The organism is Pseudoalteromonas sp. SG45-3 (genome assembly GCF_014164075.1).
Classification (GTDB): domain Bacteria; phylum Pseudomonadota; class Gammaproteobacteria; order Enterobacterales; family Alteromonadaceae; genus Pseudoalteromonas; species Pseudoalteromonas distincta.
In genome coordinates this window covers 3,687-18,844 of record NZ_JACJEN010000012.1, presented here as the reverse complement: position 1 = coordinate 18,844, position 15,158 = coordinate 3,687, and the positions used below count along the sequence as shown (strand labels likewise).

The window sequence follows — 15,158 nt, the reverse complement described above, 5'->3', positions numbered from 1 at the left end:
TTAAGGCATCTCCAAACGGCTTCTTACTGTTTCGTATTCAGCGCTGGTGGGCCTACGGATTGTAAAGCGAATATCAATGCGTCTGTTTGTCCTAAAATCACTCTCTGTTAGCTCTTCAACAACCATGCGCCTTGTTGCCGCATAACCACTCACCGAAAAAAGCGGGTTGCCTTCTTTGTTAGTAATACTTGCTAAATCATGTTGGCTTGGCAGTAATTTAACCCAAAGTTCCCAAAGCGAAATAGCCCTAAAGGTCGATAAGCCCCAATTACCTTTACCCATCATGCCATAAAAGTTTTTACTGTCGGTGTGCCCTTCAATAAAAATAGTATCAAGAAATTGCTCACGGTTTTCTTTATTTATAACCTCAGCAAGTACCTCACCAATTTCAAGTGCAGTGCCTTCAAACTCTGGGCTTATATTAAACGCTGCGCTATCAAACCCTAAAATATCGTTAGGAATACTTAATACAGTTTTATTTTCACTAACCGTGACTTGTATGCCTCGTTTTCGCAGTAAATCAGCCGCCTCATCTAAAATTGTTTTACGTACTTCTTCGGCTTTGTGCAGCATTTCTAGCTCTTGAGTAAATGCTTGTTGCTTATTTTCAAGCTCTTGTTTGGCTTCTATCAGCTCAACCATCAACACAACAGATGCTAAAACAAATAAAATAAGTAAGCCCGACAAAATATCCGAAAACGACATCCAATAAGGGTTTTCTTCGTCAACACTTACTTGGTTGCTTCTAAATACTCGCATTAGCTACGCTCCAATTCATCCACTAAATTAGTAATTGTGCGTACTGTTCTAAGCATTTGGTCGCTAAATTCACGAGTTGTGGTATTCCAGGTTTCCATACGCTCTTTAACTTGCGTATTTACTTCTGATGAATAGCTACGTAACCACTCATTCGTTTGCTTTTCAATATCAGCTACTTGCTTAGCTAAGGTATTACTTAGCCCTTCAAAAGATGCCTCAACACCACTTATAAACTCAATTTGATGTGTTTTCATTTCGCTAAAGCCGCTTTGAGCTAATTTTGCCGTACTACCAAACTGCTCTGTTGTAGCAACAAGCGACGTTTCAAGCCCTCTTAGCACTTTAGCTTGCTCAATTACGTGATTTGCTAATGCATCGTTCTGAGCAGAAATACCTTTAATTGTGTCGGTCATATCACCTAAGCGCGTATCAAACAGCTCTGTTGCTTTTAATAAATTGCCCGATAACACCCCAATTTGGTTTGCGCTATTACTCAGGTTTTGGCTACTTGTAGCAGATGACTCCGCAACCGTTTTAAGCTCCCCTATAACCTCTTTATGCTGTGTAATAACCGAGTCCATATGTGTTTGCGTACGTTTTACAGCATCAGTCATCGAGGTTAGCATTTGGTCTTGTTGTGCTAGCCACTTATCTAACTGCGTTTGTAATTGCTCACGATATTCTGAGTCACGCTTAGCCGCTTCAAGCTGTTGGCTGTTAATTAATGAACCAAACGTTTCTTCAAGCGTCTTTTGGCGCTGCTCAGTGCTTTGCATAAAGCTTTGTAAACTTGTTTCAAGGCCACTAGTAAACGCCTGTTGCTGCGCCGTTGTTTTTTCGTTTTGGCTAGAAAGCTCATTAACAAATCCACGGTTCGATTCGCCCATCGCGCTTTGTACTTCAGCCATAGAGTCAGAAAGCTTATTAAGCGTTTTCGATTGCTCAGTTAACCAACCACCTAATACCGACTGTAAATTATCTACATGGTTTGCTTCACGTGTTGCTTGCGATTCCTGTTGCGATTCAATAGCCGTAAATAACTTTTGCTCCATAAGCTGTTGGCGTTCTTCGCTTTTGCTAAGCATCGCTTCGAGTTGCTGGTTAAATTGCGATGATGCCCCCGCTTGTTGCTGGGCCATTAGCTCAGCTTGATTACTACTTTGTTCAAGCACTGCACTCATTTGCGCGCTCAGGCTACTTACTGCCTCATGCATTTGTTCAGTCGACTTTTGTATAAGCTCGCCTTGGCCTCTGCCCGCCGCTTGCATGCTCTCCGTAAAGTTACTAATTAAATGCTCCAGCACGCCGCTGGTTTGTTGGCTGGCATTACTGACTAACGACTGCATAGCAGGTGCCATTACATTGTTAAGTGCGTTAGTAAAAGCATCTTGCATGCTGTCACTCACACCCGAAATCGTCTCCTGTAATTTATTACCAATTCGCTCATGCAATTCCTTTAAAGCCTCACTGCTATCACTGGTGTTTTTAGAAATATCAACAAGTGATTTTTCAGCAGGCAGACGCGGGTATAAAAAATCAATGCGGTGCTGTACAGCAGTAATATTTCGTATGATTAAACGCTCTGCTATTTTTTCAATAAAGTTGAGCAGTAAGCTTAAACCTACCCCCCATACAGAAGTAACAAAAGCAAAAGCAGCACCACTCATCATGCTGTTTATGCCAACTTTTAATACTTCTATGTCCTCACTGCCAATATTAATGTCGCGCAGGCCCATGGTTAAGCCCATAAAGGTACCTAACACACCAATTGCAGTCAAAAATGAAGGGGTGGCCGCTAATAATCGGTTAGATGTAAGGCCTGCAGACAGGGTTTTATGGTTAAAAAAGTGCTCCGCGTCCAAGGTATTATAAACACGTTGTAAGCGGTCGTCTTTTACTAAACTTTCACCAAATTCATGCCACAGGCTGTGCACTATTTTAGATTTTGACGCTTTAGCACGCTCGCTAATAGCCAAGCTATTATCATAAAGCGTGGTAATAGATTCACCATTAATAATGTGCCTAACTTGCTTTACTCGACTATTGCTCTTAACCGTAAGTATAATAATCGAGATAAAAGCAACAATAAACACGGCTATTAATGCAAGCCAAAACGATACCCCTAATACAGATTGCGGTATCAACCAATGCGATGGCATAAAATCCAACATATTTACTACTCCCTTAGTTTATTGGGTATTACTTAATTTTTGTTATAACTCGCCAGCGAATGCTTTTTGGCTTAAAGAGTTGAAACAACTATTAGTCGAAATAGATGATAAGTCGCTCCTTTCGAGTAATTCATTTACTTTTTCAGATATTAATAAGAAGCGTTGCTGAGCTGCAATATTTGGTACGATTATTCTTACTTTACTTAGCCCTTCTTGATTGATATTAGTAATCGTTGCGGTATTAGATGCTTCAATTAGTTGTTGTCTCATGCTGTTAACCCTAAGTTGTATCGATAGAAATTTGGGTTCGACTTTTTCTTTATCAACAGACATTCGAATCATAAAAGAACTAAATAAACACAGCTCATCTGAATCATAAGCTGAGCAAAAGGCCACTCCCTCTCTTTTCACTGATGAGCGAACAAACAAAAGGTCACCACGATTTAATTTATATTTTTGAATTTCCTTTTCAGAGACTTCTAACAATGAATACTTCTTAGGACTAAAAAAAGGTTTTTCATATAAATCGCCTATATTTGCTACCTTATTTCCTCTTCCATAAAATTGTTTTGATTTTCCAGTACCATTTTGGAATGAGCAGGCTAATTTACCTAAGGTAGAAACTTCCCATCCTTTAGGGTTGGTGACAGGATCACCGAACATGTCTAGGAATACGCTGCGCAGGAAGTCGTCGGCGAGTTGAATGGCTTGTTGGCGTTTTCGGCGGATGGCGTCGGCTTTATCTAAAATCGCGGCAATGCGCTTTTGCTCGTCCAGTGGTGGTAATGGGATTTCCAAGTGCTTAAGGAAATCTAGTGTAATTCCTTTTACTGTTGCCCCTTTGCCCTCTGAATCAATATACTGCGCCTTAGATTCTAAAAATCGTATTAAAAAGTCACGATCAACTTTCGTCTCATCATTAATAAATAATGCCTTAAGATCCTGGTTAATCGCCATATCTACAGTGTTAATTGCAAACTTACCCAAAGCCATTCTTGTTGCAGTAAGAATAGTCCCCGCAGGGATAATGTTGGTAGCAGAGTTATTTACACCCAATTCAGTGATAGCATCTACAGTTTTAGATATTTCGTTGCTCTTTAAATCTTTTACAGAAGCCCATGGAATATTACCATTCCAATATCCCTCTATTTTTTTACTTGGTGTTCCACCACCTTTTATCGTGACCAATTCACCTAGTTTCATTAAAGGCCAAATCACAACATCCCCTCCAGCTCTTTCAAATCAGCCAGTATTTCGTTTTCCAAACTCACTAATTTACCTAAAATCTCTTTTGGCGGATCGTAGCTTTCTTCCTCGTATACCACTTCTTTATAGCGGTTGATTGACAGGTCGTATTTGTTGCTGGCTATGTCGTCTTTACTTACCCAAAACGCCTTTTGAGTTTTATCATTGCTATCGCTTGTTGCCTGAGCTTTATCGCGCGCTTTAAATTCGCTAATTAGGCTTGGTAAGTCGTTGGCTTTTATTGGCGTGCGTTTGTCATCCAAGCTAAAACCGTCGGCTTGTACGTCGTAAAACCATACGTGATCGGTGCTGCCACCTTTGGTGAATATAAGTATGGCGGTAGAAACACCAGCGTAGGGTTTAAACACGCCACTTGGCAATGAGATTACGGCTTCTAGCTGGTTGTTATCCACCAGCATTTGGCGCAGTTGTACGTGCGCTTTCGATGAGCCAAATAATACGCCGTCGGGCACGATAGTGGCAGATTGGCCGCCTATTTTTAGCATGCGCTCAATAAGGGCAACAAATAGCAGCTCGGTTTTTTTAGTTTTTACTTTACGTAATAACTCGGGGCATACGTCTTCTTCGTCTAGGCTGCCTTTAAATGGCGGGTTGGCGAGTATTATGTCAAAGCCTTCTTTTGCTTTTTGCGGGTAGTGCTCTTTAAAGTTTTGGCTTAGGGTATCTTGATAATGAATGCCCGGTTGTTTAATGCCGTGCATTACTAGGTTCATGGCGGCTACGCGTAGCATGGTAGCGTCAAAGTCAAAGCCGTTGAACATGTGAGCATCTATGTGGCTGCGCTGCTCTGGGGTTATTAAGTCGCCTGAGTAAAGTAAGTTTTCAAGCGGTTTACCGTTATCATCAAGCTGTATATTGCCATTTACGTCAAGCACAGGTTCGCGCTCTATGCCCTCGGCTGATGTGTATTTTTGTAATAGGTATTCGTAACTTACTGACAAGAAGCCACCGGTGCCGGTTGATGGGTCACAAATTTGGCTGGTGGTGCTTGGATCCATCATTTCGACCATGGCGCGTATAATATGGCGCGGAGTTCTAAATTGGCCGTTAATGCCTGCGGTAGTAAGTTTGCTAAGCAAGTATTCGTACAAATCGCCTTTGGTGTCTGAGTTTTCAAGCGGTAGGTCGTTTACCATTTCAACGGCTTTTACCAATAAGCTTTGCTTTTGAATCATTAATTGCGCGTCTTTCATAAACTCATTAAATACCGCGCCTTCTGGCGATACGTCGTCTGAGGTTTTTGAAAAGTACGGAAACAGCTCATCTTTAACCAGTTTGTATAACTCTTCGGCCCCTAAATGGCGCAAGTTTTGCCAACGAATATGTTGCTCGGCGTCGCTAAAGCGGCGGTTAAATGGCTGCTTAGTACGGGCACTTCGTTTTTCGTCGGCTTGCTCGTTCATGTCGAGCATGCGGGCGTACATTAAAAAAGTAATTTGCTCTACTACGGTAAGCGGGTTAGTAATGCCGCCTGTCCAAAATTCTTCCCATAGTTTGTCGATTTTACTTTTTAAAGGTCCGGTTATCATTAATGTGTATCCTAGTTAGTGCTGCTAAAGCACGTAGTAAATTACGCGCTTATAAAATTAAAGGTGTATTTGCTTTTCAACGCTTTGGGCTTTGCTGCCAAGCTTTACGTCAAACTGCTTAATAAACTGCTCAATTACATCGGCTTGTTGCTGGCTAAATACGCCGTCGAGCCCCATGTCGTGTATTTGTGTAAAGGGCGCATCGTAAAGCTGAGCTATTTCAATTGCGCCGTGGCGAATCAGGTGGTTTTTTAACATACCAATAAAGCGCTGTTGTTTAGCATTTACATGGGTGTGTATTTGCTGCACAAAGGTAGTAAAGCTCTGTTCTATGGCGTTTTTGTTCATGCCGACTATGGTACGCAATATTTTGTCGAGCGTCGCGGTTGATTCGGGAAAAAACTCTTTTAATGTGTTTAAATCAACACTTGGGTTTTGCGTATGCACTAACGAGCTTAATTGCGCTAAGTCGGCCTCGGTTACTTGTTCACCATTGCGAATTTTTTTAAGTACGCTGTCTGTCTCAAATAACGGGGTGAGTGTTTTTTCTACCTCTTGGCGGTATATTTGATAATCAATAGAGACTATTTTTGTAAGCCTATCAGCTTCGTGTATTTGGTTGGTGTCTTCTTTTATATCGAGTATAAAGTCACTTTTTGGCGGTGTTATGTCTTTATTACGCAGGTGTATAATACTGCGTAAATTAATGCGGCTTTGCTCAAGCGCTGCATGGGTTAAATACTGCCAATATTGCTCGGTTTGTATTTCTGCTATTGCAGGTGCTTTGCTACGCACTTCGTTCAAGTGCATTTGTAGCGATTCAACTTTGTTCATTACATTTTGTTTAGCTAAATCAATTTGGCTTTCATCGGTAATTAACAGCGTTTGAATGGTGGTTAGCTCAGAATCAAATTTATAGGCTTCACTTTGCCCCATAATATTACGCCATTGCATAAGCGGCGCTACTTCTTCTAGCAACGTTTGTACATCATCAGGAATAAACTGATTAAGGCGTTTTAGGTCTTTAAAGGTTTCGACCACTTGCCAGTTGTCGCGCACCGATATTGATTCCATTGGCAGTAAGCAAATATCGTCGTGAATTAATTTTATTGTTTGATCAAACACATCCATATTGGCTTTTTTAAGGGCGGTTTGTGCAAGGGTTACCCGCGCTTCAAATAGCTTTTGCAGTAACGATTTAGCTTGTTTTACGTCTTCTTCTTCTGGATTTTCATCAAAGTATTCAAAATTTGCCCAGTGGTCGAATATTAAAAAGTGAGTTTTGTGCTTACCTGGGCCATATAGGTTTTCGCATAAGCGTGTGCCACGGCCAATCATTTGCCAAAATTTTACTTTTGATTTTATGGGTTTGGCAAATACAAGGTTTACACATTCTGGTACGTCTATGCCGGTGTCGAGCATATCGACCGATACAGCTATGCGTACGCTGTTTTCGTCGCTTGATTTAAAGTCGTCTATTAGCTCTTCAGCACGTTCGTACTTTGAGTGAATAACACGGCAAAAATTAGCACCGTGTTGCGGGTAAAGCTCGCTAAACAATTGTGCCATTAACTCGGCGTGGGCAATGTTACGGGCAAATATGATTGTTTTACCTGGGAGCTGTCCGTCTTTATCGCGCAGGCCTTTTTCCATTAGGTTACGTAGTATTAGCCTGTTGGTGTCTTTATTTTTAATGGCTTCGTCTATTTGTTTTGCGTCAAAGTCAAGCTCGTTAGGGTCGATGCCTTGGTCTTCTAATTGGGCTATTTGCTCATCGGTTAGGTTGTCTTTTTTAATGCCTTCGCGCAAAAACTGTGTGGTGTAACTTACAATTTTGTAAGGAACTAAGTTGCCTTGTTCTATGGCGTCTTCAAGCGGGTAATTGGCTGTTGGCATTTTGTAATCACAGCTAAATAAATCACAGGTTGAGCGCGATACCATTTCTACCGGCGTGGCGGTTAAGCCCACTTCTAGCGCGTCAAAGTATTTAAAAATATCGCCATAAATATTGTAAATTGAACGGTGCGATTCATCGGCTACTATTAGGTCAAAGTGACCTACGTCGTACTTGTTCATTATACGCAGCATGCCTGGGTAGGTTGCTATAAATACACGCGCACTCGCTGCGGTGTTTTTAGCGCTTTTACCTACAATGTGTACTGGTTCGTTGGTAAATTCGGTAAAGGCATTACCCGCTTGTTTACGTAGCTCTTTTCGGTCACATAAAAATAATACGCGCTTAGCCCAACCTGCATCGAGCAGCCGTTTTGCAAGGGCGATAGATACGCGTGTTTTACCTGTGCCGGTTGCTTGCACAATAAGCGCTTTGCGGTGCTTGTCGCTAAAACGCTCACACACACGAGTTATGGTTTCCATTTGATACAAACGCCCTGCTACTGCGGTGTCTATTGGCGTGGTGTTTAGCTCTTTTTTAAGCGTGCGTTGCTTTATTAAGTACTGCAGGGAATCTTTTGAGTAGTAACCGTATAAACCTCGGCTGTTATAACCTTGCGCGTCGTCTAGAATTTTTATATCCCAACCGTTCGAGTAAAAAATAACGGGCCGTTGCCCAAATTGCTTTTCGAGCGCGTTGGCATAAAGCGTTGCTTGCTGGCGGCCTTTTTCGATATTTTCGCGGGTACGTTTGGCTTCTATTACAGCAAGTGGCTTTCCGTCGTCATCCCATAATACGTAATCAACATAGCCTATACCTGTTGTTGTAGGTTGATCTGTTACTTTTACTTCTTTGCCAACGTCTTCTGTTGATTTGTCGTCAAGTGCTACATTCCAACCTGCATTACGCAGGTCTAAGTCGATAATACGCTTACGGGTTTCATCTTCGTTAAAGTTAAAACTTGAGTTAACAATTTGCTCATTGCGGGTTTTAACCTGAGCCAGCTTTTCAGCATCAATAGTTTGTTTTAGTTTTGCTGCTTGCTGCTGTGCTTGTTTTTGTGCAAGCTCTGCGGCTTCTAGTTCGTCAAGTGCGCGTTTTAAACGGGCCTGATTTTCGGCTAGCTGCTTGGTGAGTTGCTTGTTCTTTTTTGCAAACTCGGCATCACTTTGGTTAGTTGGCTGTGTTTGCTCAGGTGCTTTAAACTCTGGGCATTCTTGTTGCGTGCCATTGGCATACGCCATAAATAAGTACGAAGCTACAAAGTAGCTTTCTTTTAATATCCAAATAGCTTGTTGTTGATCTACTTTGCCTTCGTGAGCCGCTTGGTTGCCGCTTTTACGAATGGCATGGAGCTTATCGGTAATTAAACGCGGGACTGCACTGGTAAAGTCGTCGGCGGTAAGTTTGTCGAAAATATTAGACGTTGGTAAAACAGGTAAACTAAGTTCTTTATATAAGTAGCCTACTACTTTTTCGGCAAAGCAACGCAGCTTAACTAATGAACTTTGTGGATCGGTAATCGCATAGTCTTCTGCAAAAGCAGCTAACTGGTGTAGCTCTGGCCAATTTGATTGAATGTGTTCAAAGTTCATTGATTGCTTCATTCCTGATTACTTCCTTATCAACTAATTTACCATGCGTTATTATTTTTATGCGTTTGCAAGCTTGCGAATATTAAGCCGTTATATTTATTTTTATATTATGTGTTACTGCACTTAACCAGTAGCTTGTTTCAAAGCTTTGGTTATTGGAGTCAATCGCTATTTTTTTAGCAAGCTCGTTGGGTAACACCTTATTTATTTTACTCTTTATGCGGCTGCAAGTTTGCTGCACAAAGGTTTTTTCCATTACCTTTAAATTACTGTGTAAACCGTCTCTAAAATCTTCGGGCTCTATGCCAAACGTATCGCGGAATATACGTAAATCACTACTATTTTGCTGTAAAAGCATGAGATATTCTTTGCTGTAACGCAAAGACTCTTCAAAATCACGACCCACAACTAGCTTTTTATGTTCACTTTGGCTGTATTGGTTTAACCATAAATAAAAAGCAGTTTCTTTTGCGGTCAGTTTAATTTCGATACCTGCAAAGGTGAGCGTTTTTGCTTTTGCGTTTACCTCTAGGGTTAAATCTTTTTTATGAGCAGAGTTTAAGCTTGCTACTGTTTGGCTAAACGATGCACTTTGCATATTTGCAATGAGGGTTTCGTCGATAGATTGGCGCATTCGTACAAAGGGGATTTCGGCAAGGGTTACATTTGCATTAATACAGTTTACTTGCGTGCCATTTTTACCATCAATAATGTGGTCGTAAGGTGTTGGGTAGTAAAAGTCTCTAACAAATTCAAATTCGTTATTCACAAATACATGACTGAGCGTATCTTGCTCACGGCCTAATAATGACATGGCATAGCCTAAATAAAACGCCATTGTTTTACGTCCACCCGCAATCGATGCATGAATACTAATATCGTTTTTATTGGTAAGTTCAAACACTTTACGCGTAATAAAGTCGGCCATGTAGGTTTGTTCTATTTCAGATTTAGCATCATTAATAGGTTGGCCTTTGTCATCTTCTATTAGCCAAATATTTTCATCGGGGAGTTTAATGTTGGGAAGTTTATAATCTGCTATTAGTTTAGCTAAATGACCTTGCTCAAATAATCCATTAGTAAGCATTGGCTTTGTGCTTTTTGTTGTTATAACAAAAACCTCTTCGGGAATAGGCTTACCCTGCTGATAAAGTGCAAAAAGAGTTTCGGTTAATACTTGTGGGCTTGCACCAGTAACTATTAGTAGTACATTCTTCATCAACGATCCTTTTGTATGAGGAGTCTGCATAATACATAAATTACATAGTTAATGAAACTTGTTTAAGCTCAGTGAATTAGAGGCCTAATTACTTAGCTTTAAACTACTGTATATAAACAACGATAGCTTTAATTTAATAACTCTTTAATCAACACAGAACCTAATTGCCGTGTATTAAATGGATTTCCGTTGCCATTTAAAATTGAAACCCCTAACTCTTTAGCAATATCACGTAAGTAACGCTTGCTTGGTGTTACAAGCTCGTCATTTAAAAACACTTCAATAGTTCCGCTTTCAAGCTCTACTAATTTGTAGTTATTCCATGTTGCTTCTTTTACGTTTAGTAATACACGTGGCTTAACAGGTGGGTTTATTAACTTACTCATTGTAATACAGCTTTTACCCGTTGCTGCATCACTCATTAGTAATCTAGCTTGCTCAACTGGCATATCTAACAAAGTTTCAACTTGCATTTCGTCTGTATTGATTCTTAAAATAATTATACGATCGACCAATTCTAACGTATTAGTATTAAAGCTAATATGGCCGCCTGTATGCATCCTACCTGTTGTTTTAACTGATATACGCTCGCCTGTGCTTGATACAACATCATAGCCCGCCTGGTTAACCTCTGTTGCCATACGTCCATTCGTGATTAGTGCAGCGTAAAGCTCCCCAATTCTACCAGTTAAATGTCTTAGCTCTGTTGCAGGCACATCCCAACTTAACTCCCTTTCTAACCAGCTCATAGCTTCACCTAGTGATTGAATAATCTGCATTTGAGTTAAAGCCATTTTATATCCTTATTTTATCTTCTAACCAACTTTTAAAAGGTGTTTATGCCCTGTTACCGACAGTGTACCCTGAGATGCTCGGCCTATATGGTCGCTCCACCAATTCATTAGCTCTCTGCGTTTTTCTATGTACTCAGCTCTATTATAAGCAGAACGAACTTGATTTTTATCTACATGCGCAAGTGCGGCTTCTATCACATCTGGGTTAAACTCATGCTCATTTAATGTTGTACTCCCAAGCGAACGTAAGCCATGGCTTACTAATCTACCTTCAAACCCCATACGTTTTAGAGCCATATTAGCTGTTTCATTGTTGATATGATTTCTAGGGTTTCTGTCTGACGGAAAAACAAACTCTCTGTGCCCTGAAATTGGTTTTATTGCCTCCAATAACTCTAAAGCCTGTTTTGATAAAGGAATGACATGCTCTCTGCGCTTTTTCATGCGTTCAGGGGGTATAGTCCAAAGTTTATTACCAAAATCGATTTCATCCCATCGCGTACCGGCAGCTTCACCTGGGCGCGTAAGTGTATGTAACTGCCATTCAATTAAAAAACGAGTTACGCGCTTAATTGATGCTATAGCAAGTGTTTGCATTAATTCAGGCAGCTCCTCTGGTTTTAACGAAGGCATGTTTTGTTTTTGCGGCTTTTTGAAAACCTCACTAATCCCTGCAAGTGGATTAGCATTAATGTAACCACTATTAACTGCGTGTATCATGATCTTTCTTAAATACAGGCATAGCCGCTTAACTGTCTCTAAGGTTCCTTTTGCTTCTATGGGTTTTAAAATCTTAATCACTTGTGGTGCATTAATTTTACCAATGGGGTATTTGCCAATAACCGATAAAATATGCTTGTTTAACGATCGCCAAATATCTTCACCATAGTCTTTGGTTAAACTTTGTTTTTTAACCTCAAACCACTCTAAAGCGACTTTATTTAGCGTTAACTCTTCTTGTGCTCGTTTAAAAGCTAAGGTTTCGTCTCTATGTTCTTTAGGGTCAGTCCCTAGAGCAACCAACTCCCTGGCTTCTTGCGCTAGCTTTCTAGCATTAACAATTGATATATCGGGATACTTACCTAAGCCCATGTTAATACGCTTTTTTGTAATTGGATGATAGTAGTTAAAGTTCCAGAGCTTAGAACCACTCTTTCTAACTTTTACTTGTAGGCCATTACCATCAGATAAAATAAGATCTTTATCATCTGCTTTTACTTTCTTTAGCGCTGTATCGGTAAGTTGCTTCGCTGATCTTGCCATAAAAAATGAACCCTACTCCAATTTAGTATTCTTTATTATGGCAGTTTATTAAAGGAATACCATATTAGATACTAAAGCTTTGAGCTTGGGTGAAACAGGATGGGACGAGATGATACACTAAGTTATTGATTTTACTTTATTACAGGCACAAAAAAGGACGTCCTGAGACGTCCTAATATTGAATAATGGTGGAGGGAGAGGGATTCGAACCCTCGTTAGGGATAAACCTAAACACACTTTCCAGGCGTGCGCCTTCAGCCACTCAGCCATCCCTCCACGGTGCTGCAATTGTGTAATGCAACAGCGCGCTATAGTATGAAATAGACCCTTAAGGTGCAAGGCATTTTTAAATTTGGGCCTTTAAATGCTTACTAATCAAGCAACACTTACCTATAGGCACAAAAAAACGGCTAAATCTAAGACTTAACCGTTTTTAATTTATACTTTAAAATGACTTAACCTGAACTCTGATTAAGAGATTTACTACGTATTGAATATGATGATATTTAAATTTATTTTCTCTAGCCAGAGTTTAGGTTACTTAGCCATACTCGCGGTAAATTCAAGCATGCGATTAAGTGACTTAAGTGCGCCTTCGCGTAAATCCATATCAACAAATACTTCTTTGCCTTTAGGGTCAATTAGGGCTTCCTCAATCGCTTTTAAGCCATTCATTGCCATCCAAGGGCAATGAGCGCAACTTTTACATGAAGCGCCCTCACCTGCCGTAGGAGCCGCAAAAAACTCTTTATCTGGACATAGTTGCTGCATTTTATAAAAGATGCCGCGATCAGTTGCTACAATAAACTTTTTGTTGTCCATTGTTTGCGCTGCTTTGATCAATTGGCTCGTAGATCCAACCGAATCGGCAAGAGCAACTATTTCTGCTGGTGACTCAGGATGAACTAAAACGCCTGCATCTGGGTGTAGCGCTTTCATGTCTTTGAGTGCTTTTGTTTTAAACTCGTCATGTACAATACATGCGCCATTCCACATAAGCATATCAGCACCGGTATTTTTTTGAATATAACTACCAAGGTGCTTATCTGGGCCCCAAATGATTTTTTCGCCTTGCTCATCGAGGTGCTCTACTATTTCAAGTGCACAGGATGAAGTTACAATCCAATCTGCACGTGCTTTAACAGCCGTAGAGGTGTTTGCATATACAACTACTTTACGATCAGGGTGCTGATCGCAAAACGCAGAGAACTCGTCTATCGGGCAGCCAATATCTAACGAACATGTTGCTTCAAGCGTTGGCATAACAACCGTTTTATTTGGCGTTAAAATTTTGGCTGTTTCGCCCATAAATTTTACGCCCGCAACAATAATCATATCTGCATCGTGACGTGCGCCAAAACGCGCCATTTCTAGCGAGTCGGCAACGCAGCCGCCGGTTTCTTCAGCAAGTGCTTGAATTTCAGGATCGGTATAATAATGGGCAACAAGTACTGCATTTTTATCTTTTAGTAATTGTTTTATACGCGCTTTATATTCGCCTTGCTCGTCTTGTGTTAACGGTGCTGGCTTAGGGGGAAAAATATAACCTTCAGGCATAATAGTTTGAGCTAGACTCATGTTCTCGACCACTTATCTACAGTGCATTAATTAGGGCGAATTATACGAGAATATGAAAGCAAATAACAGCGAACTAGTAAGGCTGTTTATAAAAAATAAAGTGGGAAATTAAAAAAGAATATAAAGGAAAGTATTAGAGAGTGGTGGGTCATGATGGATTTGAACCATCGACCAATTGATTAAAAGTCAACTGCTCTACCAACTGAGCTAATGACCCGCTCTAATATAAATCTGCTTTGTAAAAAGCTTGCGTAAATCCGCCGATTAAACTGTCATAGAATGGTGGGTTATGATGGATTTGAACCATCGACCAATTGATTAAAAGTCAACTGCTCTACCAACTGAGCTAATAACCCGCTCTATGCACTTATTCAATTAAGAATGAAGCTTACGTATATCCGCCGACTGATGCCAAATTCTATTCACAAGGAATAAAAGAATGGTGGGTCATGATGGATTTGAACCATCGACCAATTGATTAAAAGTCAACTGCTCTACCAACTGAGCTAATGACCCGCTCTTATATAACTTTTCATAGAATGGTGGGTTATGATGGATTTGAACCATCGACCAATTGATTAAAAGTCAACTGCTCTACCAACTGAGCTAATAACCCGCTCTATGCACTTATTCAATTATGAATGAAGCTTACGTAAATCCGCCGATTGATGCCAAACCGTATTCACAAGGAATAAAGAATGGTGGGTCATGATGGATTTGAACCATCGACCAATTGATTAAAAGTCAACTGCTCTACCAACTGAGCTAATGACCCGCTCTATTGTTACGTTTAAATGCAACTTACTACTTTGCGTAAATCCGCCGATTGGAACCAGTCATTATTCACAAGGAATAAAGAATGGTGGGTTATGATGGATTTGAACCATCGACCAATTGATTAAAAGTCAACTGCTCTACCAACTGAGCTAATAACCCATTCCAGTTGCTAACTTATTACTAAGTTAAAGCTTACGTAAATCCGCCGATTGATGCCAAACCGTATTCACAAGGAATAAAGAATGGTGGGTCATGATGGATTTGAACCATCGACCAATTGATTAAAAGTCAACTGCTCTACCAACTGAGCTAA

9 protein-coding genes and 7 tRNA genes are annotated in these 15,158 nt (G+C 40.4%); all 16 read right to left on the bottom strand.

Features of this window, described 5'->3' with window-relative positions:
• A complete protein-coding gene (locus H5126_RS13715) occupies positions 1-759 on the bottom strand; it encodes an OmpA family protein (RefSeq protein ID WP_182721163.1) in 759 nt (252 codons plus the stop codon).
• The gene (gene zorA / locus H5126_RS13710; RefSeq protein WP_182721162.1) at positions 759-2,930 is read right to left on the bottom strand and encodes an anti-phage ZorAB system protein ZorA; all 2,172 of its coding nucleotides are present in this window, start codon (positions 2,928-2,930) and stop codon (positions 759-761) included. The genes H5126_RS13715 and zorA overlap by 1 nt, the downstream gene beginning before the upstream one ends.
• A gap of 42 nt (positions 2,931-2,972) precedes the next feature.
• Positions 2,973-4,148, bottom strand: a complete 1,176-nt coding sequence (locus tag H5126_RS13705) for a restriction endonuclease subunit S (protein ID WP_182721161.1) — start codon at positions 4,146-4,148, stop codon at positions 2,973-2,975.
• On the bottom strand, positions 4,145-5,725 hold the full coding sequence (locus H5126_RS13700) for a class I SAM-dependent DNA methyltransferase (RefSeq protein ID WP_182721160.1): 1,581 nt from the start codon (positions 5,723-5,725) through the stop codon (positions 4,145-4,147). The genes H5126_RS13705 and H5126_RS13700 overlap by 4 nt, the downstream gene beginning before the upstream one ends.
• Positions 5,726-5,782: 57 nt before the next feature.
• Positions 5,783-9,226 carry a DEAD/DEAH box helicase family protein gene (locus H5126_RS13695; RefSeq protein ID WP_182721159.1) on the bottom strand — a complete coding sequence of 1,148 codons (3,444 nt, stop codon included), beginning with the start codon at positions 9,224-9,226 and terminating at the stop codon, positions 5,783-5,785.
• 70 nt (positions 9,227-9,296) lie between these two features.
• Positions 9,297-10,433: a CRISPR-associated ring nuclease Csm6 gene (gene csm6, locus H5126_RS13690; protein WP_182721158.1), complete on the bottom strand. Its 1,137-nt coding sequence runs from the start codon at positions 10,431-10,433 to the stop codon at positions 9,297-9,299.
• A 128-nt stretch (positions 10,434-10,561) separates the two neighbouring features.
• Positions 10,562-11,227, bottom strand: a complete 666-nt coding sequence (locus H5126_RS13685) for a DUF6998 domain-containing protein (RefSeq protein ID WP_182721157.1) — start codon at positions 11,225-11,227, stop codon at positions 10,562-10,564.
• 21 nt (positions 11,228-11,248) lie between these two features.
• The gene (locus H5126_RS13680; protein WP_182721156.1) at positions 11,249-12,490 is read right to left on the bottom strand and encodes an integrase domain-containing protein; all 1,242 of its coding nucleotides are present in this window, start codon (positions 12,488-12,490) and stop codon (positions 11,249-11,251) included.
• Between the two features lie 186 nt (positions 12,491-12,676).
• A tRNA-Ser gene (locus tag H5126_RS13675) sits at positions 12,677-12,766 on the bottom strand.
• A 261-nt stretch (positions 12,767-13,027) separates the two neighbouring features.
• Complete coding sequence (nadA, locus tag H5126_RS13670; protein WP_182693277.1) at positions 13,028-14,068, bottom strand: quinolinate synthase NadA; 1,041 nt, start codon at positions 14,066-14,068, stop codon at positions 13,028-13,030.
• A gap of 141 nt (positions 14,069-14,209) precedes the next feature.
• Positions 14,210-14,285, bottom strand: a tRNA-Lys gene (locus H5126_RS13665).
• 63 nt (positions 14,286-14,348) lie between these two features.
• Positions 14,349-14,424, bottom strand: a tRNA-Lys gene (locus H5126_RS13660).
• Between the two features lie 84 nt (positions 14,425-14,508).
• Positions 14,509-14,584, bottom strand: a tRNA-Lys gene (locus tag H5126_RS13655).
• A gap of 24 nt (positions 14,585-14,608) precedes the next feature.
• Positions 14,609-14,684 (bottom strand) — tRNA-Lys (locus tag H5126_RS13650).
• Between the two features lie 83 nt (positions 14,685-14,767).
• Positions 14,768-14,843 (bottom strand) — tRNA-Lys (locus H5126_RS13645).
• 85 nt (positions 14,844-14,928) lie between these two features.
• A tRNA-Lys gene (locus H5126_RS13640) sits at positions 14,929-15,004 on the bottom strand.
• Positions 15,005-15,158: the final 154 nt, after the last annotated feature.

Coding starts and splice junctions, on each gene's coding strand:
- H5126_RS13715 (WP_182721163.1), bottom strand. CDS start 759: ATGCGAGTATTTAGAAGCAACCAAGTAAGTGTTGACGAAGAAAACCCT.
- zorA (WP_182721162.1), bottom strand. CDS start 2,930: ATGTTGGATTTTATGCCATCGCATTGGTTGATACCGCAATCTGTATTA.
- H5126_RS13700 (WP_182721160.1), bottom strand. CDS start 5,725: ATGATAACCGGACCTTTAAAAAGTAAAATCGACAAACTATGGGAAGAA.
- H5126_RS13695 (WP_182721159.1), bottom strand. CDS start 9,226: ATGAAGCAATCAATGAACTTTGAACACATTCAATCAAATTGGCCAGAG.
- csm6 (WP_182721158.1), bottom strand. CDS start 10,433: ATGAAGAATGTACTACTAATAGTTACTGGTGCAAGCCCACAAGTATTA.
- H5126_RS13685 (WP_182721157.1), bottom strand. CDS start 11,227: ATGGCTTTAACTCAAATGCAGATTATTCAATCACTAGGTGAAGCTATG.
- H5126_RS13680 (WP_182721156.1), bottom strand. CDS start 12,490: ATGGCAAGATCAGCGAAGCAACTTACCGATACAGCGCTAAAGAAAGTA.
- nadA (WP_182693277.1), bottom strand. CDS start 14,068: ATGAGTCTAGCTCAAACTATTATGCCTGAAGGTTATATTTTTCCCCCT.